The organism is Acetobacterium malicum subsp. dehalogenans DSM 11527, assembly GCF_000472665.1.
Classification (GTDB): domain Bacteria; phylum Bacillota; class Clostridia; order Eubacteriales; family Eubacteriaceae; genus Acetobacterium; species Acetobacterium malicum.
The window spans coordinates 90414-113257 of the sequence record NZ_AXAC01000008.1 but is presented as its reverse complement, the minus strand read 5'-3'; the positions used below and the strand labels follow the sequence as shown (position 1 = coordinate 113257).

The window sequence follows — 22844 nt, the reverse complement described above, 5'->3', positions numbered from 1 at the left end:
CTTAAAACTTTAAGGGCTCTTTAAAAATGGAATGCTTTCTGGTTGCAGACATTGATAGTAGTCAGGTTGATCCGACTAGAAATAGTGAAGTGTTAAAAAATTTGAAAACAAATTAAAAACGGTTGACAAAGAAATACTTCGGGTGTAGAATTAAATTAATTCGAATGGCGAAGTACTTAGCATATAGAGGATAAGGAAAAACAATGGATAATGACTTTAACGGCAATCTTGAAACAATGATTTTTGAATACATCGACAAAATAAAATATTTGTTGTCCCCGGAGATCTGGGGAAATGAACTTTTCAATTGTTCGAAGAATGAAGTGTTCGTGCTGTTGCTCTTATATCGCCGAAGTGATGTGAACATGACCCAGATTGCCGACTACTTGAGCGTGCCCCTGAACACGGCCACCGGTATAGTTGCGCGGATGGAAAAGCGGGACTTTTTAATTCGGGAAAGAAGCTCAGAAGACAAACGGGTGGTCACCATCAAACTCACCGAAGGCGGCAGAGCAGCGATCCGGGACATCCTTAACGAGATGATCCGTTACGGACAGCTGATGATGGACAGCTTTACGACCGAGGAAGTTAAACTGATCTTCAAGCTGGTAGATAAGGTCATGGACACTCTCAGCAACGATGCCAGCAAAACTGAGGCCAAATCAAGCGAACCAAAAATCAGAAAGATCATAATTGAATAAAACCGCTGCCCCCGGGCAGCATATTTTAGAGCATATACTTCGAAAGACGAACTATTCGACAAGAGAATTATAAATTAAAGCAGGAGGAAATAAAATGAAGAGAATACTGATATTTACCGGCAAAGGCGGGGTGGGCAAAACCAGCGTGGCAGCTGCCCATGCCCTTAAATCATCGCAGGAAGGTATAAAAACCTTAATTGTCAGTACGGATATGGCGCATAATCTAGGGGATTTGTTTAATGTTTCAATCGGAAAAGAAGAGGTTGCAGTAGCCGATCATCTCTACGCCCTGGAAATTGATCCCAATTATGTGATGGAAAAAGATTTTAAAAATTTGATGCGGGCTTTTAGCAACATGATTGGCTCCATTAATCCGGAAGGCGCTGAAATGGATGAATTCACGATGATGCCAGGGATGGATGAACTCTTCGCATTGCTTAAAATTCAGGAATTGTATAACAGCAGTGACTACGAACGGATTATTGTGGACTGTGCCCCGACGGGAGAAACCCTGTCGCTGCTTAAATTCCCCGAGCTGATGTGCTGGTACATGGATAAGTTTTTCCCGATTGGAAAGGTGGCAGTGCGAATTCTGTCGCCGGTTTCAAAATCATTATTTAAGATTCAATTGCCCGACCGCCATGCGATGAGTGATATTGAAACCCTCTATATCAAACTGATTGAACTCCAGGAACTCCTTAAAAACAAAGAAGTGTCCTCAGTGCGGCTGGTGACCATTCCCGAGAAAATGGTGGTGGAAGAAACCAAACGGAATTACATGTATATGAAACTCTACAACTACAATGTCGACGGCATTTTTATCAACCGGATCCTGCCCTGTGAAATCGGTAACCCCTTTTTTTCTGAATGGATCACCATTCAGAAAAAATATATCGCCGAAATCGAAGCCTGCTTTGACAAGATTCCCAAATATTATATTCCCTGGTACGATACCGATTTACTGGGATTGGATGCCATCAATCGGATCTGTGACGATGTCTTCGCCGAAAAAACTGATTTATTTGAGATCAAGGCGGATATCGAAGGAGAGAAATATGAGCAGACCGAAACCGGCTATGACTTAAAACTTTTTTTACCGAATATTACCAAGGATGAGGTGGCGGTTAATCTATCCGGATCGGATGTGATTGTCAAAATCGGCAATTATAAGCGTAATATTCCAATGCCCAATACTCTCAGAGGGATGGTCGTCACCTCGGCAAAATTTGATCAGAATACCCTGGTCATTGCGTTTCAATAGTAATATAAAAATACAGCGTGACTTGCTTCGCAGTCTGATTGCAACAAGCAGCTAAGCAAGTCTGGTATAATTCATTAAGATTAAAAATTAAGGGAGGCCCAAATAATGAACCGTGAATTTATAAAAAACATGATCCTGGCAAAGCAATATGAACGTGATGCGTTTTTGTCGCTGCTGTCGCCGAGCATCGCCCAACATGTTCAGGTGATTGAAAAAGAAGTCAAAGCGATCATCTTTGACATCGCTAAGGAATGGGCTGTTGATGTAAGCAGTGCGGTAAACGATGCCGAAAAAGAAAAAGCGGATGGATCGGACGGCGAAAAAAAAGTCAGAAAAGTTACGATTACTTAGAATCAATAGAATCGATTAATCAATTGAATAAAAAGGGAGAAGACAATGCGAATTATTTTATACACAGGCAAAGGCGGCGTCGGTAAAACCAGTGTGGCCGCCGCAACGGCAGTTAAACTGGCCAAAGACGGAAAAAAGGTTTTAATTATGAGTACCGATCAGGCTCATAGTTTATCAGATTCCTTTGGTGTAAAACTGGCAAACACCCCCGTTAAGATTTCTGATAAGCTCTGGGGTCTGGAAATTGATGCCATCCTGGAAGGCGAGCGCGCCTGGGGGAATATGAAAAACTACATGAAGGAGTTGTTGACAGCCAGAGCCGAAGGGGGCATTGAAGCCGAAGAATTGCTGGTCTTTCCGGGGTTGGAAGAACTGTTTTCGTTGTTTAAAATCACCGATATTTATGAACAAAACCAGTACGATGTATTGATTGTTGACTGTGCGCCCACTGGGGAGACGATGTCGCTGTTAAAATTTCCGGAAATGTTTGGTAACATGATCAAAACGGTATTGCCGATGAAAAAGAAGGCAGTCAAGGTGGCCGGTCCAATGGTCGAGAAGGTCATGAAAATCCCGATGCCCGAGGACAATGTCTTTGATGATGTGGAACAATTAAATGAAAAACTTTATCAACTTCAGGCGATCATGACCAATAAAGAAATCCTCAGTATTCGAATCGTTACGACCCCGGAGCGGATTGTCATTAAAGAGGCTAAGCGAAATTTTACCTATCTGCATTTGTACAACTATAACATCGATGCCGTGATTGTCAATAAGGTCTATCCGCCCAAAGCCCTCGATGGCTATTTCAGTAAATGGATTAATTTGCAGGAGGAAGGGCTGAAGGAGATTCGTGAGAGCTTTTCTGAGGTACCGGTTTTTACGCTGATGCTGCTCGATAAGGAACTGGCTACCGAATCAATCCTGCTGGAAGCCGCGAAGCAGATTTTCGGTTATACCGATCCCGCGGCGGTTTTATTTAAGGATACGATCTTTGAAGTGAAAAAGGAAGAGGACGGCTACGCTTTTATCTTGAATATTCCCTTTGCTGAAAAGTCGGATCTGGATATGGGCCAAAAAGGCAGTGAACTGATGATACAGATCAAGAACGAAAAACGCTGCTTTACGCTGCCGGATGTGTTACGTAACAAAACGGTTCAAAGTGCCAGATATGAAGCTGGAAAATTGCTGATAAAATTTGCATAATGGGAAAATTGGGTTTACAATGGATAGATAGAATAACGCTGTAGAAATAAAAGAAATGAGAGGATGGCGGTCGATGAAGACGTACCTTATTTTAACCATTAATCCCGGCTCAACCTCCACTAAAATCGCCGTTTTTGAAAATGAAACGGAGCTGTTTACCCAGTCGGTTGAGCATGATAGCGCCAGCCTTGAGGCATTTCCAACCGTTAATGATCAGTTCGAATTCAGAAAAAACATGGTCTTGGAGATATTAGGACGGCATCAGTTTGATCGCTCTAAACTCGCAGCAGTGGTGGGCCGGGGCGGCTTACTGCCGCCCATCCATGCGGGTGGCTACCTTGTCAATCAAGCCATGAAAGATCTAATTTTAGCGGGTCAGCTTTCGCCCCATGCCGCCAATCTGGGGGCGCTGCTGGCAGATGCCATTGCCAGCCCGCTGGGGATCCCAGCCTTTATCTACGATGCCGTTTCGTCGGATGAAATGGCCGATATTGCTCGGGTCACCGGCTTTCCCGAGATTCACAGAAAGAGCCTTTGCCATGTTTTAAACAGCAAGGCCATGGGCAGAAAATACGCTAAAGAAATGGGGAAAACCTATGCCGAGATGAATCTGGTCGTCGCCCATCTTGGTGGCGGGATTTCCATCAGCGCTCATAAAAAGGGACGGATCATCGATGTGATAGCCGATGATGCCGGCCCTTTTTCGCCGGAACGCTCCGGCGGCGTCCCCTTGTTGGCCCTGGTGGAGCTGATATATAGCAGGAATTATCAGAAAAATGAGCTGCTTAAGAAAATCCGCGGGCGGGGTGGCTTAAAAGGTCATCTGGGTACTGGGGATATCCGGGAAATCGAAACTTGGATTCTGGCTGGAGACGCCAAAGCGAAACAGATCTATGAGGCTCAGGCATATCAGATTGCCAAAGGCATCGGTGAAATTGCGGTGGTGTTAAAAGGAGACATTGATGGGATTATCCTGACTGGCGGCATGGCCTATTCGGAAAAACTCACCAGCATGATTAAAGAATACATCGCCTTTCTAGCCCCAATTAAAAATCTACCCGGGGAAAACGAAATGGAAGCCCTGGCGCTGGGCGGATTACGATTGCTAAGAGGCGAAGAAGAACCGCAGTTATTTACTAACGATTAAACAGCAAAAGAAGGCGAACAAAAGGCCAATCGTTGACAAATTGTTCCCGGTTCAAGTAAAGATATAGCCGGTTTCACAAATTTTTCTTGTTTCTTTATTTGATGAAAGTGATATAATTTTTACCATAAGTGCTCAAAAAAAGAAAAAATCATATTTTACAAAAATATGTCAACGGCGGTTTTGCGCAATAATTTGTTACGCAAAATAGCGTTTTCACATTTTGTAACGATACCATAGAAAAAGAGGAAAACAAATGGACCATATGGAAAAACTAAGGGAATATGCCCGACTTATTGTCCGAACGGGGGCAAATGTACAAAGGGATCAACTGACGGTGGTTAATTGTTCAGTGGAGAATTTTGAATTTGGACGAATGATTGTTGCTGAGGCCTACAAAGCTGGGGCCAGAGATGTAATCGTCTTCTGGAACGATGTCAAAACCAGCCGACTCCGTTTTGATAATGTCGGTCTGGATGTTTTGGGAAATATCCCCAATTGGTTGGCTGAATCGCGGAACTATTATGCCGAGCAGAAAGCGGCGGTGATTTCGATTATCGGCAACGATCCGGAGGCCTATAAAGGGGTTGCCAGCGAAAAGCTGCAAGCCAGCAGCAAGGCGTCGGCTAAAGCATTTGAGCCTTATTATAAAAAAATGATGAACAGTGAATTCCAGTGGTGCGTAGCAGCTGTCCCTGAGGCCAAATGGGCAATGAAGGTTTTTCCGGAGCTTTATGAACAGGAAGCGATTGTAAAGCTCTGGGATGCCATCTTTGAAGCCGTACGCATTGGCGAAGGTGATGCCGTCACGGCCTGGAATGACCATAAAGCGTTGCTGGCCGAAAAATGCCGTATCCTCAATGACGCTCATTTCGAGACGCTTCGATATAAAAACAGTATTGGCACCGATTTTTCCGTGGGACTTCAGAAAGATCATATTTGGGAGGGTGGCGGTGAGTTTACTCCTGATCAGGTTTATTTTTTTGCCAACATGCCTACTGAAGAGATCTTTACCGCCCCGGACTGTTATCGGGCCGAAGGCACACTGGTTTCGTCGCTACCGCTTTCTTATCAGGGAAACCTAATCGAAAATTTCAGCCTGACCTTTCATGATGGTAAGGTGACTGATTATCAGGCCGAAAAAGGGGCGGAATATCTTAAGATCCTGATTGAAACGGATGAGGGATCAAGGCGGTTGGGAGAAGTGGCACTGGTTCCCCACAATTCACCGATTTCTAATACCGGGATTCTTTTCTATGATACCCTGTTTGATGAAAATGCTGCCTGTCATTTTGCCCTGGGAGAATGCTACCCCACCAATATCCGTGATGGGGGCAAGTTGACTAAAGAAGAGTTACTAGCTGTCGGCGGCAATCAGTCGGATACCCATGTGGATTTTATGGTCGGGACCAAAGATTTGGAAATCACCGGAATTACTAAAGATGGACAGGAAATCAGCATTTTTATAAATGGAAACTGGGCGTAGAGCGTCATTATAAATTGAGAACGGAGACAGATCATGGAAGAAATAAAAAATGAAGTCAATTTGAAAAATATCCACCAGGAGGTCAAAACCATTGCTCAGACCTCAGACGAGCTGAAAAGAAATATCATAACCCTGGAAGAAAGCTCGGCTCAGTCGGTGGAAATATTAAATGAAAACAAAGCCACCATGAACAGCATTTTAAACCTGCTCACCGCCATGTCAACGAAAGAAGAACCCAGCGAAGATGAAGAAAAGGACAATGTCAACAGCGAGCTTTTTTCATTGCTGGAAACCATGGACTTTGACATAAAAAAGTTGAGCTGGTTTTCCGAAGAAAATGTCAAAGTCTTTAATACGATCGTCGCTCAGGCCGAGGAAATCGCCAAACTCAGCGAGGAAAATGCCGCCAGCACTTATGAAATCAACTCGGAGATCAATCATTTTACTGAAGTATCCAATAAGCTTCAGGGAAATATTGTCAGAATCGAAGAAAACTCCAGCCAATCGGTGGACATGCTCAACGAAAACCGATCCACCATCGAAAGTATTTCTGATCTGTTGCGGGATCTTATCGATGGAGTGAAGCAGGCCTCGGGAATTAATACCGAACTGGATGGTTCATCCAAACAGATCAGTAAGTTCGTAGACTATATTAAAGATATTTCCCGGCAAACCAATCTGCTGGCTCTTAACGCCAGCATTGAGGCCGCCCGGGCCGGGGCTGCCGGCAAGGGATTTTCGGTGGTAGCGGAAGAAATCAAACGGCTGTCGGACAGTACGGCAACCTTTGCCACCGAAATCGAACAGATTGTCAATCAGGTGATTGTTGAGGTGGATCGTTCCAACACTGCGATTGAACGATGTACCACCCGGACCAGAGATATTGAAAACACCGCTCAGAAATCCGGCGAAGTGATCGAAGAAATTCAAAAAGTTCTGATCGAATTAAACCACTCGATGAACGAAATCAAAGCGATTTCCAGCCTCCAGGTGGACACCTCCCATGGCATTCAAACGTCGATCTCTAAAGTATCTGATGCGGTGGACACGACCCATCGGGTTACGACCAATACGATCAGTACGATTGTGAATCAAAAGGCTAAAAACATTGAACTGCTGGATTATTGTACAAAACTTTCGGAAATGGCCAGCAATGTTCAGAAGCTTACCGCCAAAAACAAAAGCAAAAATGAAATTATCTTTGGGGTTAATCCCTTTACCTCGCCAGAAAATATTAAAACCATGTATGTACCGATTTTAAATGGGGTCTTCAAAAAAATCGGCTATAAGGTGCGAACGATGATTGTTAAGGATTATGAGGCGCTCAGCGAAGGCATGAAGGAAGGTATCATTGACGTGGCCTGGTTCTCACCTTTTGCCTATGTCAATGCCCACGAAAAAATCGGCATTGAGCCTCTGGTATCCCCCCGAGTAAACGGCAAGGTATCTTATAATGGCTATATTATCACCCGTAAAGACAGTGGCATCAACAGTTTAAGTGGACTAAGAGGTCGCAGCTTTGCCTATGTCGATGAGGGCAGTGCCTCGGGATTTCTCTATGCCCAGCATATTATTAAATCAGAAGGCATGAACCCCAAGTCAATATTCAGTAAAACATCTTATCTGGGGAGCCACGACAGTGTTATCAAAGCGGTGCTGTCCCGGGAATATGATGCGGGAGCCACCTATAGCGAAGCCATGGAAGGGGCGGAAAAGAGCGGTATTAATCTGGATGAATTCAGAATCTTAGCTAAAACGCCGGATATTCCCAAGGATGCCATTGCCGCTAATCCGAAACTTCCAAAAGAATTTACGACACGATTAAGACAGGCTTTTGTAGAATATATAAAGGCACCAAATATCAAATCTCCAGTCGAAGGCTTTGTCGAAAGCGACGATGCCAAATACGATGTGATCCGGGAAGTGATGTAAGGTGTTAAAAAACGACATGATTGGGTATATCTTCCTATAATAGAATAAGGGGAGGTTTATCATGATCGCATTGATTATTAAAAGACTGGTTTTGGATCAGAAGAAGATAACCGCCGTTAAATCAGGCGGTTGTTTTTTTGATCAAAGTGGCTAAATTTTTTTAGTAGTTTCTAAATAGCACCAAAAGCTAATTATCAGGAGGAAGTAATGGATAAATTAACAGACATCAGAAACGAGTATGCCCAGGAAATCGCGGAGATTCTTTTTTTATTGAAGGAAGTTGGGAGCGGACGGATCTACGGCTTCCCCGGGAACTGTACCCCGGGAGATGACGAATTGAAGACTAATGTCGACACCCTCACCGAGAAATTCAACGCGTTGCTTGATCAGATCGAGTTCGGAAGGGATCCAGGAACTGGAGAATCAGCAAAGTAAACTGAGTAAAGATAAGGCCAAATAATGAGAACGAGGAGCGAAAATGAAAAATAATTTCAAAAAATTACTGTCATTACTGCTGGTCAGCCTAATGTTGACTGTTTTGATTCCGGGAAGTGCCTGGGCTTTTGAAGAAATCATTGAGCCGACAGCGGCGCCTTTAAATCCGGCTTTTGTTCAATATCGGGATGATGTTAAGTCGGGAACACTTAATACCTCAACTAACGACGGCCATTCCCGGGGTTACATCCCCCCACCATTGCAACGCTATGAGGGCGTAGCAGAGACCACGACAGCTTCTTCCGCAACGCTCCCGGCATCCTATGATCTGCGCGACACAGGACGCATTACGGATATCCGCAACCAGGGTGATTATGGCAGTTGCTGGGCTTTTGCCAGTCTGGCTTCGCTGGAATCCTATCTCAAACAAGATACAACGGTCGATCTGTCAGAAAATAACCTGATGTGGAACAGTGGTTTTGATGGAACCCCTGACGATGGCGGGAACTATAGCATGGCCACTGCTTATCTGGCTCGATGGAGTGGCCCGGTCAGTGAAAGTAGTGATCCCTATGGCACCCCGAAAAAGACTGGATTAGCTGCAGACTATCATGTTCAGGAAGTGGAATCGATTCCCAACTTACCATCGGCTATTAAACAGACCCTGATGGATGGCGGGGTGCTTTACACCTCCATGTATTCAGTACCATTGGATAGCGATGAGTATTTCAATAGTGATAACGCAGCCTTTTACTACGATGGTGATGAAGAACCCGATCATGATGTGGCGATTGTCGGCTGGGATGATAATTACAGCAGCAGCAATTTTAATAAAAAACCTGATGGTGATGGTGCCTGGATTATCCGAAATAGCTGGGGATCTGATTGGGGTGACGGTGGTTATTTCTACATGTCTTATTACGACAGCTATGCCGGTAGCAATGTGACCGCTTTTCACAATGCCCAAGCCACCGATAATTACAGCCGGATTTATCAGTATGATCCACTGGGCAACATCTCCGCGATGGGCTATCCAGACGGGGATAACACTGCCTGGGGAGCCAATATTTATACCGCTACCGCCAGCGACAATCTGACTGCGGTAAGTACCTACGCACTAACCCCCGGAACAACGGCGGAGATCAAGATCTACACCGATGTCAATGATGGCAAGCCAAACAGTGGTACCTTGCGAGCCACTCAGACGGCAACTTTCCAGCGTAGTGGTTATTATACCATCGATTTGGATAATCCGGTGGGGCTGGTAGCCGGCCAGAAGTTTGCAGTTGTCGTCAAATTCAGAACCCCGGGAACCAATGAGTCCGTGCCGGTTGAAAGCCGGGTGGCCGAATACAGCAGCGCTGCCAGTGCTAATCCCGGCGAGAGCTTTACCAGTAACACGGGTACTGGCGGTTGGTATGATACCTCTAAAAAAGATAACAGTAATGTGTGTATCAAAGCCTTTACCCAAAGCCGGGACACCTTTGTAAATTGTCTCTACCGTACCCATGTCCAGGATCAGGGCTGGCAGAATTTACAAAGCAATGGTGGCATCAGCGGTACCTTCGGTCAATCCTTACGGCTGGAAGGGATTGAAATAAAAATGGATACCAGTGGCTATGATCTGGGTATTGAATATCGCACCCATATACAAAATCAGGGCTGGCAGGATTATCGCAGCAATGGCGAAATGAGTGGAACGACCGGCGAATCGCTGCGACTGGAAGCCATCAAAATCCAGTTAACCGGTGCTGATGCCGACCAGTTCGACGTCTATTACCGGGTCCACGCCGAAAATGTCGGCTGGATGGACTGGGCCCAAAATGGGGCTGAAGCAGGCACCGCGGGATTTGGCTACCGTTTGGAAGCGATTGAGGTTCAGGTATTGCCGAAAGGCTCAGCGGCACCTGGCCCCACCGCGCAACCATATCTTGAAAACAATTAACATAAAAAATCCGGCGCATTATCTTGACAAAGATAATGCGCCGGGGTAAAATGAAGCAGTTATGAGGGAGTAATTTGCGCGATTCGCGTGATAAGTCAACATGCATGGTAGAAATACCTGGCTTATCTTAATGAGTGAGACTCATGTACAGTTTTTCTGTACTTGGGTTATTTTTTCCAGGTGCAGAAGCACCTGGTTTTTTTATACCAAAAATTATTCTTGAAGGAGGATTGGATGAAGACGTATTTGCAGACTTCGGAAGAAGTACTAAAGGAGTTAAACTCCGGGAGAGAAGGGCTCTCCCAGGCCGAGGCCAGCAAGCGGCTGGAACAAAACGGCAAAAATAAACTGGATGAAGCCAAAAAAGATTCATTGGCGATGCGGCTTTTTAATCAGTTAAAAGATCCGATGATTGTGATCCTGATTGCGGCCGCCATTATTTCGGGCATTACCGCCGCCTATTCGGGCGAATCATTTGCCGATGTGATAATCATTATGGCGGTGGTTATAATCAATTCAGTGCTGGGTGTTTATCAGGAAAGCAAGGCAGAAAAAGCCATCGAAGCGCTCCAGGCCATTTCCGCGGCCACCTCCCGGGTGATGCGGGACGGAAAAATCCAGGAAATCAAAACCGAAGACCTGGTGGTGGGGGATGTTATCTTGCTGGAAGCTGGCGACTCGGTACCAGCCGATGCCAGACTGCTGGAAAGCGCCAGCCTGAAAATTGAAGAGGCGGCTCTGACCGGAGAAAGTGTCCCAGTCGGCAAGGTGATTAACGCCCTGAATCTGGGTGATCAAAAAGATATCTCGCTGGGTGACCGCAAGAACATGGTTTACATGGGTAGTGCCGTGGTTTATGGCCGCGGTTCGGCGACGGTTGTGGCCACTGGGATGCAAACCGAAATGGGTAAGATTGCCGATGCCATTACCCAGGCCAAAGAACATGCCACACCGCTGCAAATCAAGCTTAATCAGTTAAGTAAGGTATTAAGCTGGCTGGTTCTGGGCATTTGTGTTTTCATCTTTGCCCTCAGTCTGGTGCGCTTATATCTGGGTGAAGGAATTACCGGCATTGGTGTATTAAACACCTTTATGGTGGCGGTATCGCTCGCAGTTGCCGCGATTCCCGAAGGTCTGGCCGCAGTGGTCACGATTGTTCTTTCGATTGGCGTGACCAATATGGCCAAAGAAAAAGCAGTCATACGAAAACTGACTGCCGTTGAAACCCTGGGTTGTACCCAGGTGATCTGTTCCGATAAAACCGGAACCCTGACCCAGAACAAGATGACGGTTGTGGATCATTTCGGTTTTGATGAACCGTTGTTGGGTCGAACCATGGCTCTCTGTAATGATGCCCGTTTGAATGACGAAAACAGGGCCGAAGGAGAGCCCACCGAGGCGGCCTTGGTTAATTACGGTTTTTCGCTGGGTTTGAAAAAGCGAGATATGGAAGCTCAAACCCCACGGGTTGGGGAAGCACCCTTTGACTCTGGCCGAAAGCTGATGAGTACTATTCACAAAATGGCAGACGGCAGCTTTACCCAATATGTTAAAGGGGCACCGGATGTACTGATCTCTCGCTGCACCACCTACTGGGATGGTAATGCCCAGCTACCGATTACAGATGATATTTGTGAAGAAATCAGACAGGCCAACAAACGTCTGGCTGATCAGGCGCTTCGGGTCCTGGCCGGCGCCTTCCGCAGTTGGGATACCATGCCGGAAAATCAGACACCGGACTATTTGGAGCATCAGTTGTGCTTCGTCGGGCTAACCGGCATGATTGATCCGATCCGGCCAGAGGTCAAGGGAGCCATTGTCCAATGCAAGTCGGCTGGTATCCGACCGGTAATGATCACAGGAGATCATCGCGATACCGCCATTGCCATCGCCAAACAACTGGGGATCATTGCCGATCCCAAAGAAGCCATAACCGGGGCGCAACTGGATGAGATCAGTGAAGAGCAGCTCAAGAAAGACATTGGCAATTACTCTGTGTATGCCCGAGTTCAGCCGGAACATAAGGTGCGAATTGTTAAAGCCTGGCAGAATCAGGGCATGATCGTGGCGATGACTGGTGATGGGGTCAACGATGCGCCGTCGATTAAAACCGCCGATATTGGAGTAGGAATGGGGATCACTGGCACCGATGTTACTAAAAATGTTGCAGATATGGTGCTGGCAGATGATAATTTTGCCACAATTGTCAATGCAGTGGAGGAAGGTCGTCGTATTTACGATAATATCCGCAAGGCGATTCAGTTTTTGCTGTCTTCCAACCTATCGGAAGTTATCGCCATCTTTGTGGCCACCTTGTTGGGATTCACGATTCTGAAACCGGTTCATTTATTGTGGATCAACCTGATCACGGACTCCTTCCCGGCTATTGCCTTAGGAATGGAAGGTGAGGAAGCCGATACGATGAAAAATCCGCCCCGTGAAGCTAAAGAGGGTATTTTCTCCCGCGGGCTGGGGGTTGATGTGATCTGGCAGGGTATTATGGTGGCGCTGGTCACTATAGTCGCCTATTTCGTGGGTCACTATATGGAAGCCGGTGTATGGGAAATTGCCGAAAGTGCCGATGGGATGACGATGGCGTTCTTAACCCTCTCGATGGCCGAAATGTTCCACTCGCTCAATATGCGCAGCCGACGTCAGTCGATCTTTAAGATGCAGCACCAGAATAAGTTTTTATTTCTGGCGATGGCAGTTTCTTTAGTGCTGACAACAGCGGTTATTTTTATTCCGCCGATTGCCGCCGCCTTTGAATTTGAACCCATCAGTCTGGCTGAATATTTTGCTGCCATGGGGCTTGCTGTGGTCGTGATTCCAATTGTTGAAACAGTAAAATTCTTTCAAAGAAAATATGAAGCTAAATAATTCGAGAACATCGAGTTAGGTCTTTAGGCATCTGGGCATTACTGCGCAGATGCCTTTTTTCATTTTATCGATAAATATTCAAGAGCGTCCTTTAAATTTACTGCAATTGGGTATGAATAGGTTTAGAATCAGAATATCAGAGCCGAATAAAAAATAAAGGAGAGAAAAATGAAGATTGGTCCTTACATTAATTTTCCCGGAAACTGCCTGGAAGCGGTGATGTTTTACAAAGAAGTATTTAAGACGGATGAGCCTGAGATTATGACTTTTGGCGAAATGCCGGCAGATCCAAGTTTTCCGATGACGGATAACATCAAGGATCTGGTGGCCAATGCTCAAATGGATATTAAGGGAAATATGATTATGTTTTCGGATGTGCCACCAGGGATGCCTTTTATTAAAGGAAATAACATTACTCTGATCGTTACCCTTGATGATGTGGAAGAAATCAAGCGGCTGTTTGGTTTATTAAGCAAAGGTGGTACGGTTGAGATGTTACTTCAAGAAACTTTCTGGAGTAAGGCCTATGGATCATTAACCGATAAATTCGGCATTGGCTGGCAAATGTCGGCAGAATGAAACCGTCGCAGGTCATTCTTATAATTATTCTAGGATGCTTGCTGATTGGGATTATGGTATATATCTATCGGATAAATCTGTCAGCTCATGACAGTAACCCGGAAATAAAAAGACAGATGCGTCAGGAAAATTTTGATTTACTTGATCAAAAGAGCTGGCTTGTTTCTGACAAAACCCTGGGGCGGTCTTGGCTTAATCCCGAAAATATTGAGGTATTGGATGGCATCCTGAAAATCAGAATGCCATCCAATACCCTGGAAGGCGGAGAAATTGTTAACCGTGAAGCAGTGACCTATGGCAGTTATGCAAGTCGTATGAAACTGCCAGAGGCACCTTCATCCATTACCGGCTTTTTTCTCTATGCGCCCCCAGATTATTTTTACGAAATCGATATTGAAATACATAATACCAAAGAAGGAAAGCTGTTACTGACCACTTATGCTAATGGTGAGGTACAGAATGAATACGTAGGAAAGCTGGGCTTTGATCCTACCTCTGATTTTCACACGTATCGCTTTGACTATGCAGCGGATCGGGTGGCTTTTTACGTGGACAATAAGTTTATTCTGGAATGGCAAGATGGCTTCCCGGCGGAATACCCTATGCAGCTGATGGTCAACAGCTGGTACCCCAACTGGCTGGAGGGAACCCCGACCACAGAAGATCAGTTTTTATTAGTTGATTGGGTTCAATATTAGGAGGAAGAAATGACAACATCTCGAACAGCAGAAATAGCAGCAGGAATTTATTGGGTCGGGGGCTGTGCCCAAGACGGTGGACTCCACTGTAATCCCTATCTGATAATAGAAGGGAATGAAGGGGTGCTTATTGATCCCGGATCAGTGTTGGATTTTGAGGATGTCTATGAAAATGTCTGCAGTCTCATCGCCCTTGAGAAAATCAAATATGTCATTCTTCAACATCAAGATCCAGATTTGTGTTCGGCCGTGCCACTCTTTGAAAAAGCCGGGGCAAAGTTCGAAATTGTCACTCACTGGCGCACTCAGACATTGGTGAAATACTATGGCATTCAGTCGAATTATTATATCATCAATGAAAATAATTTTTTGTTGAAGCTGAAATCCGGACGGACGCTGGGTTTTGTTCTGACGCCCTATCTTCATTTTCCGGGCGCTTTTACCTCCTATGATTACCAGACCAAAACGCTCTTTTCGAGCGATCTCTTTGGAGCATTTTCCTACGAATGGAGTCTCTATGCTGGAGAGGACTATCTGGAAAAAATGAAAACATTTCATGAACATTATATGCCTTCTAATAGCATTCTCCGGCCTGTGATGGAAATGTTCTTGGGGATGGATATCGCGATGATTGTTCCCCAGCATGGATCCATCATCAAAGGAAATGTCATTTCTTATATTAAAGCTTTAAGAGATCTGGAATGTGGCACTCTGCTTAACCCGATTAAACGGGATTTGGCCAAGTCCGGTGGCTATATGGGCATCTGCTCGGCGGTGTTAAAACGGTTGGGATCAATTTTTAATCAAGAATCCGTCCGGGAGTTGGTGGCCGATATGGAATTGACTTTGGACGATAACCTGAATATTACTGATTACAATGTTACCGGCAATGAGTTATGGAATCTGATCTTTGAGCAGATTCTGGTCAGAAAAGGGATATCCTGGCTGATTGTCATTGAACCTTTAACCGAAACGTTGTCCAAAGAATATGATATTCCGATGCCAGAAGTATTTGAAAGTCATATCAAAAAGATCGAAGATGAAGCTTCCAGCCTCAGTGAACAAAACCGGATGTTAAAAGAAGTCAATACCCGGTTGGAGTCCAGTTTTCAGGAATCTCAAAACAAACTGATCCGTTGTGCCATCACCGGCTTATATAATTTCAGTTTTTTCAAGAACTATCTGGCCAGTGAGATCAACAGTATTTTCACAGATTTTTCTGAACAGAACCCGGGCCTGATTGTCATCAGTCTGGATAATATTGAACGGATTGAGTATCTTTATGGTCATGACGAAGTGGAAGCGGTTCAGCGGAATGTGGTGTTTATTTTAGAGGCATTGAAGGAGGGAAATGAGATGTTATTCAAACTTCAAGGATTTACCTTTGCCTTTTATATCCCCCAGACGACAAAAGAAGCGGCCCTGGTTTTTGCAGAAAAAATCAGAAATTCCGTCGCTACATCAGAAAAATTCATTGAAAAAGTAACGGCTTCCATCGGTCTGGCCTGGCTCAGCGAGATCAGAGAGAAAGCAGAATATCATGGTAAATTGGACGAAGCCTTTTATAATGTTGTCGCCATGCGCACTAAAATCGCCAGAAATATGGGTCGGAATATTGTTTGCAGCCAGTCTTCGATCACCGAATATACGGAAGATATTGGTAAAATCCTGATTGCAGATTCCGATGAAATTTCGGTAGATGTATTAAAAACCGCCCTTGAAAATATTAATTATCGCGTGATTGCCATCAGTGACGGTCAGACCGCTATGCAAATTGCAAGGGATGAAAAACCGCTGCTGATTATCTCTGAGGTGATGATTCCCAAAATGGATGGTTTTCTGTTCCGGGAAGAAATGCTGACGGATTCCAGTACCAGCAAAATTCCTTTTATTTATTTGTCCTACCTAAAAAATGATGAATCGGTTCTCCGGGCATCCAGTTTGGGGGTGGAGCATTATTTTAAAAAACCGTTTATGCTTTCGGAATTAATGGGGGTGATTCAGAATCGAATTAAGGGAGAAATGCGGTGATGATCGAAATCTTTGAAATTTGGATCATTATCGGGATGTTACTGTTGATTGCCGATCTGGTGATTATCCTGCGTTTGATCAGGGGCAGAGGGAAAAATGATAAGAGCTTGATCTTCGCCGAACATCAAAAACAAGAACTATTGAACTTGGCAACCGGAAAGCCAGCCCCAGCCTATGCTTCGATGGAAATTGCCAGCTATTGCAAAGTTAGCCAATCGGTGCGATACGATCAGCTGCTCAAAGAAAACATTGCCAAATCTATTGATATGGACAGTTTTGAAAAAAAATATCTGAAAGGATTAAAATCCCGAAATATTACCAAAAAGTCTGAAGCCGCCTTGTATTTAGGCGTTCTCGGTACCGAAAAAGCCCGGCTGGCGCTGGAAAAAGCTCTGGAAAACGAAACAAACAGCACCTTGAAACTTTATATTGCCAACAGTCTGACCGATATCGGCAATAAAGAATCACTGCCCATACTAACCAATTCACTCTTAAATGAAAGTCGGTTTTACCGTAATAAGGTGAATATGCTGATTTCGGATTTTGGTGAAGACTTCCACCGTTATCTGCCCGAAATCATCAATAGTCAGCGGATTGAATTCCAGGAATTGATTGTGGATTTTTCATCGATATACTTCTCGGAAACGTTAAGAAACTACCTGATTCAGCTCATTGATAGCCGGAAAGAAACCATTGAGCAGCTGAACAGTCTCTATGGTAAAGCGGGAGTGCGACAGTGTATTAATTGTGTCAACAGCAGTCCCTTGCTGGAGATGAATCGGGCGTTGTGTCGATACGAGGGAAATGTGGCTGCAGATTTTTCCTGTCGGCGTTATGAGCTGTTGCCAGTGAGTGTAAACAGTGGAACCGCCCATCACCAGCTGGTCATTAAAGCCTGCGATATTGTCGCAGAATATTACCCCAAGGTTTTTGATCAGGAGCAGTATCTCTATGCGGATGATACGGAAATCAGGAATGCGGCTATGCGCGCCCTGGCCAATTTTAAATCAACCGAAAAATTGGATAAGCTGCTGGGCTTTCTCAGGCAGGAAGACACTGCCAGAGGTGCCATTAATGGCATATCCACCCTGATTGAAAAAAACCGGGTTTATTTTAATCAGGTCATTTCAGCTTTTTTGGCAGAGACTGATTGTCGGGTAAAGAAAGATCTGGCCACGATTTTAGCACTACGGATCGAGTATTTTATAATGAAACTGACCCGAAAAAACAATGACGATGCAAAAAAAATCATCAGCGAAATCATTCTGCTGGGAAAAACCAGTGAAGTCATCGATTTTCTCAACAAAAACAGGGATATCAATATTGAGAATGAGCTGATTGCAATTATCAAAGCAGCAATAATCCAGTCCGGGGGGCTGAAAATTGATTTTGCCGAGTATTTAAATGGGCGGCTGACCCAGAAATGCGGTCTTATCCGAGTTACTGAACCAATCGTAAATGAGCCGCTTAAACGCGATGAAAAACTGACCCGGCGGCTGCTTATTCTATTAGTAGGAAGCGGCCTGATTGTCCCCATTGTTTACTGCATTCGCCACTGGAGCATTCTTTTTGCCATGCCATTTATTGATCAGCTGGAGCTTTTTGTGATGGATTTTAATTACTATATTGCTTATTATGCCATGGCACTCAATATGATTTATTTGGTACTACTGCTGTTTTCCTATATTAGTGTAGTCAGGCAGGAGCGGTTATGGAATATCAAGGATATGTCACTGCTGTTTAAAAAACGGATGTTGCCGTCAATTTCAATTATCGCCCCAGCTTACAACGAGGAAAAAACCATTATCGAAAGTGCCAATTCGCTTTTGAATCTCAAATATCCGGAGTATGAACTGATCATTGTCAATGATGGTTCCAAAGATCAGACTTTGAATACCCTGATTCGCTATTATGATTTGAAACGGGTCGATTATCTTTATGATAGCCGACTCGACACCAAGCCGGTTCGGGGGGTCTATCTGAACCGCTCCCGACCGCAGCTGATTGTGGTAGATAAAATAAATGGCGGCAAGGCTGATTCCCTTAACGTAGGGATCAACATTGCCAACAAAGAATACGTCTGTGGGATCGATGCGGATTCACTGCTGGAGGATGATGCTCTGATCAAGCTGGCGTCTTTAACTCTGGACGAAGAAACTGAAACCCCGGCCCTGGGTGGCAATGTGTTGCCGATCAATGGCTGCACCATTGATCGCGGACAGATCGCCCAAAAAGGACTGGCGGAAAGCAAACTGGCCCGATTTCAGACCATTGAATACATTCGCTCCTTTATGTCCGGGCGGTTGGGCTGGTCTTATTTTAACTGTCTGCTGATTATTTCCGGTGCTTTTGGACTTTTTCGAAAAGAACGGATTATCAATGTGGGCGGCTATCTTACCAGCAGCGGCAAATACAAAACCGATACGGTGGGGGAAGATATGGAACTGGTGGTGCGGATCAGTCGACAGATGAAAGAAGCCCGGCGTCCTTTCCGCATTCTCTATGCCTATAATGCCAATTGCTGGACCGAGGTTCCCGAAGACATAAAAACCCTGAAAAAACAGCGTTACCGCTGGCACCGTGGTTTGATCGAGATTCTGACCTTTCATCGAGAAATGATGTTCAGACCAATCTATGGCCGGATTGGCACAGTTGCCATGCCTTATTTCTATATTTTCGAAATGCTGGGTCCGCTGTTTGAGATTCAGGGATATCTGATGGTTATTCTGTCGGTAATTCTCGGTATTTTCAATGTTCAAATTGCGATTATCCTGTTTATCGCCATGGTCCTCATGGGCACACTGGTATCGGTATCTTCTTTACTGATTTCTGAAAAAAACGGCAAGAATTTTTCCCGCAAAGAATTGTGGATTCTGGTTTTTTATGCTACTATTGAAAACTTTGGCGTACGGCAATATTTCAGCCTCTGGCGCTTTGGTGGCTACATCAATATGTTCAAAAAACCGGTGGGTTGGCAAAAGGCTGATCGAAAAGGATTTGCCGGCAAAGCAGATGAGGTGACACCATGAAAAAGAAATCCGTGATTTTATGGTGTTTTGGGATTGGGTTGATGTTAATCGGCGTTTTTGTGATGCCTTTTTTAATCTGGAACAATCAGGAATCAACGCCTTTGAATGTCTGGGTGGTGGACAAAACCGTACCGGATCCCTCCTATAAAGAACATAAGGGGCTGATGTGGGCTTTAAACAGTAAAAAAGTCGTTCTTGAAAGCACCGGAAACCCGCTGCGCTACGATAGCGATTACTTTGGGGTTTTCCCGAAATCCGACCAAGACTATCAAGTCAGAGAAATCCCCCAAACTCAAGAAATGCCAGAGCTCATTTATCTGGCTGATACTGATGGGGTTTATCCCAGTGATTATAACGGCGTGGCCAGTGATGATATTTATGTTGGCATTGCTCAGAAATCGCTGGTGGGAGATCTTTCTGAAGCAGATCTGGCTAGCATTAAAAACAATCTGGGCGGGGGCAATACGATTATCGGCGAGTTTGATATCTGGGATGCCAACAGTCAACAGGGACTGCAGGATATCTTCCGGGTTTCTTTTACCGGTTGGAGTGGGAAATATTTCGCAGATCTTAAAAAGAATGTCGAAATTCCCGAAATTATTGTTAATAATTATCAAAAACAGACCAACAAGACCTGGGAATATACTGGCGGTGGTCTGGTGCTGGTGTCCAATCAGGATCAGGTGCTGGTCTTAAAAGATCGGGAAGCCCTGAACAAAAATGGGGTCAGTCTGGCCTTTAGTGAAGGAGCTCAGGATGAATTTGGACTCAGCAGCCAGTTTCCTTATGAGCAGTGGTTTGATCTGGTCAAACCTGATGCCTCATCCGAAACACTGGCAACTCTGAATTTTAATGTTACCGAAGCTGGTAAAACTGCTTTAGCGGAGTTTGGACTGGGTACCGATTATGCCGCGATTACCCGGTCAATTAATTCTCAGTATACGGCTTATTATTTTGCCGGGGATTTTGCTCAGATGGATTTTTCCGGAACGCTCTGGAATTATGCCGGTTTTGCCAAAATTAAGCAATTATTTTCGGTGGCCAACCCCAACGCTGATAGTAAATTTTATTGGGGCTGCTATGTGCCAGTCATGGAAAAAATTATGAATGATGTCAAAACCAAACCGGAAATCTCAGCGACTCATCAGGAGATATCGGGGATGCAAATGGAAGCGCGTACGTCTGGCACCGGTTTTCAGGTTTTAGTTGATGGTAACTGGGAAGACTTTTATGCCCGGGGAGTCAATATCGGTTCTTCCGTTCCGGGGAAATGGTTTACAGAATTCTCCTATGACGAAGCGCTGTACCTGAAATGGTTTGAACAGATTGGTACAATGAATGCCAATACGATCCGGGTTTATACCTTGCTGCCGCCGCAGTTTTATTCGGCCCTGGTTTTCTACAATGAACAGCATCCGGACGCTAAACTCTGGCTTTATCAGGAAATTTGGCCCGAAGAGCATCCGGCCGAGAATAATTATCTGGGCGGGGATTACAATGCCGCCTATCTGGCCGAAATAAAGATGGATATTGATGCCATTCACGGTCAGGCTAATATTGCCCAGCGAAAGGGGCGGGCCTATGGCTACTATACCGCTGATGTTTCACCTTATATTGTTGGTTATCTGGTGGGCCGGGAAATGGAACCGGAAGAAGTCATCAGCACCAATGAAAAGAATCCCGGTTTTGTCTTCAATGGTAATTACCTTTATACGGAAGCTAACGCCAGCCCCACCGAGGCCTGGCTGGCGATGAGCTGCGATTACGTACTGCAATACGAAGAAGATAGCTATCAGTGGCAGCATCCAGTGGGGATAGTCAGCTGGCCAACCCTTGATCCAACTGAGCATGACTCAGAATGGAACGAAAGCGGAGATAAAGGCAAGCAGTACAACGACAAGGTATCCGTGGATATCAATCACATTTCAACCCGGGAAAAACTCCAAGCCGGATTTTTTGGAGCCTATCATATTTATCCCAACTACCCGGACTTTATGAACAATGAAACCAGTTATGCCGCCTACACCGATGAAGCGGGTAGTTTCCGCTATGGCGGCTACCTGCAGGAGTTTATAGCCGGCCATCAGAAATATCCGGCCATTGTGGCGGAATTTGGTTTGGCCACTGGCTCCGGCAACGCCCATGAAAATCCTGACGGTTACAATCACGGCGGGCTGACTGAAGAAGCCCAGGGAACTGGCATCGTTCGGATGATGAAGGCGATGGAAAAAGAGGGCTACGCCGGCGGGATCATCTTCGAATGGACCGACGAGTGGGCCAAGAAGACCTGGATTACCGAACCCTATATCATTCCTTATGACCGCAACCCGCTGTGGCATAACGCCGTTGATCCGGAACAAAACTATGGCATTTATGCCATGGAATCGGATGGGCCACGATCATTACCTTATACCATTGAGGGTGATGGTGCTATCTCAAAAATGGCACTGGCGGCAGACGAAACATATTTGCATATTGAACTGGACTTGAATAGGCTCGTTGATTTTTCCCAGGAACAGCTGATCATCGGTCTGGATACCTATGACCGCAGCCGGGGCAACATGAAGTTCGGAACAGCGATCCCAACTAGTGCGGCTTCCGGCCTTGAATACATCATCGAAATCAATGGCAGTCAAGAGGGACTATTGTTGGTCCAGTCGGGGTATAACAGCAGCACCGGAAAACATAGCTCCGTTTCTTCACAAATCGGTTTTTTTGAAACTATGTCAATGCTCACTAATAAGGAGATCGTCACCAAAAATGGTACTAAAATTGAGGCTGAGGTTCAGGATTTAAGTCAATTATCCTTTGGAACCCTGGAAAATAACTCCCACAATCAGGTTCAGGTTTCGGGAAAAACCGTCTTAATCCGAATCCCCTGGACTCGGATTAACGTCACCGATCCCTCGATGATGCGGGTTGTTGATGATCCCCGGATCATTCTTAATCCGACCACCAACGAGCTCCAGACGGTGATCACCGAAGGCATTCTAGCCAGCAGCATCCTGGTTAAACGGGACAGTAACCAGACCATCGCCAGTATCGGTCTTTCCAATCAAAACGCCTTTGTCTGGGAAAATTGGGATATCCCCACCTATAAAGAACGCCTCAAAGACAGCTATGCTATTATCAGCGAGTATTTTAAGCAGCTTGAAACTAAATAGTT

15 protein-coding genes are annotated in these 22844 nt (G+C 45.2%); all 15 read left to right on the top strand.

Going from position 1 to position 22844, the window contains the following annotated elements:
- Positions 1–203: 203 nt before the first annotated feature.
- The 15 genes from A3KS_RS0104900 (at position 204) to A3KS_RS0104825 (ending at position 22842) form a co-directional block, all read left to right on the top strand.
- The gene (locus A3KS_RS0104900; RefSeq protein ID WP_026393966.1) at positions 204–701 is read left to right on the top strand and encodes a MarR family transcriptional regulator; all 498 of its coding nucleotides are present in this window, start codon (positions 204–206) and stop codon (positions 699–701) included.
- A gap of 94 nt (positions 702–795) precedes the next feature.
- Complete coding sequence (locus A3KS_RS0104895; RefSeq protein WP_026393965.1) at positions 796–1962, top strand: ArsA family ATPase; 1167 nt, start codon at positions 796–798, stop codon at positions 1960–1962.
- 105 nt (positions 1963–2067) lie between these two features.
- Entirely contained in the window at positions 2068–2313 is a 246-nt protein-coding gene (locus tag A3KS_RS0104890; protein ID WP_026393964.1) for a hypothetical protein, read from the top strand.
- 45 nt (positions 2314–2358) lie between these two features.
- Positions 2359–3519 carry an ArsA family ATPase gene (locus A3KS_RS0104885; RefSeq protein WP_026393963.1) on the top strand — a complete coding sequence of 387 codons (1161 nt, stop codon included), beginning with the start codon at positions 2359–2361 and terminating at the stop codon, positions 3517–3519.
- 73 nt (positions 3520–3592) lie between these two features.
- Complete coding sequence (buk, locus tag A3KS_RS0104880; protein WP_026393962.1) at positions 3593–4666, top strand: butyrate kinase; 1074 nt, start codon at positions 3593–3595, stop codon at positions 4664–4666.
- Positions 4667–4919: 253 nt separating this feature from the next.
- The gene (locus A3KS_RS0104875; RefSeq protein ID WP_026393961.1) at positions 4920–6149 is read left to right on the top strand and encodes an aminopeptidase; all 1230 of its coding nucleotides are present in this window, start codon (positions 4920–4922) and stop codon (positions 6147–6149) included.
- Between the two features lie 33 nt (positions 6150–6182).
- Positions 6183–8081: a phosphate/phosphite/phosphonate ABC transporter substrate-binding protein gene (phnD, locus tag A3KS_RS20105; protein ID WP_051355666.1), complete on the top strand. Its 1899-nt coding sequence runs from the start codon at positions 6183–6185 to the stop codon at positions 8079–8081.
- Between the two features lie 207 nt (positions 8082–8288).
- Positions 8289–8516: a hypothetical protein gene (locus A3KS_RS0104860; RefSeq protein WP_026393960.1), complete on the top strand. Its 228-nt coding sequence runs from the start codon at positions 8289–8291 to the stop codon at positions 8514–8516.
- A 43-nt stretch (positions 8517–8559) separates the two neighbouring features.
- Complete coding sequence (locus tag A3KS_RS20100) at positions 8560–10461, top strand: lectin like domain-containing protein (protein WP_051355665.1); 1902 nt, start codon at positions 8560–8562, stop codon at positions 10459–10461.
- A gap of 234 nt (positions 10462–10695) precedes the next feature.
- Complete coding sequence (locus tag A3KS_RS0104850) at positions 10696–13341, top strand: cation-translocating P-type ATPase (protein ID WP_026393959.1); 2646 nt, start codon at positions 10696–10698, stop codon at positions 13339–13341.
- Positions 13342–13509: 168 nt separating this feature from the next.
- Complete coding sequence (locus tag A3KS_RS0104845; protein WP_026393958.1) at positions 13510–13920, top strand: VOC family protein; 411 nt, start codon at positions 13510–13512, stop codon at positions 13918–13920.
- Between the two features lie 53 nt (positions 13921–13973).
- Complete coding sequence (locus A3KS_RS0104840) at positions 13974–14618, top strand: glycoside hydrolase family 16 protein (RefSeq protein ID WP_169727694.1); 645 nt, start codon at positions 13974–13976, stop codon at positions 14616–14618.
- A 9-nt stretch (positions 14619–14627) separates the two neighbouring features.
- Positions 14628–16649: an oxygen-binding di-iron domain-containing protein gene (locus A3KS_RS22350; RefSeq protein ID WP_051355664.1), complete on the top strand. Its 2022-nt coding sequence runs from the start codon at positions 14628–14630 to the stop codon at positions 16647–16649.
- A complete protein-coding gene (locus A3KS_RS23075; RefSeq protein ID WP_084504891.1) occupies positions 16649–19678 on the top strand; it encodes a glycosyltransferase in 3030 nt (1009 codons plus the stop codon). Before A3KS_RS22350 ends, A3KS_RS23075 begins: the two co-directional genes overlap by 1 nt.
- Positions 19675–22842: a hypothetical protein gene (locus A3KS_RS0104825; protein WP_035355275.1), complete on the top strand. Its 3168-nt coding sequence runs from the start codon at positions 19675–19677 to the stop codon at positions 22840–22842. The genes A3KS_RS23075 and A3KS_RS0104825 overlap by 4 nt, the downstream gene beginning before the upstream one ends.
- Positions 22843–22844: the final 2 nt, after the last annotated feature.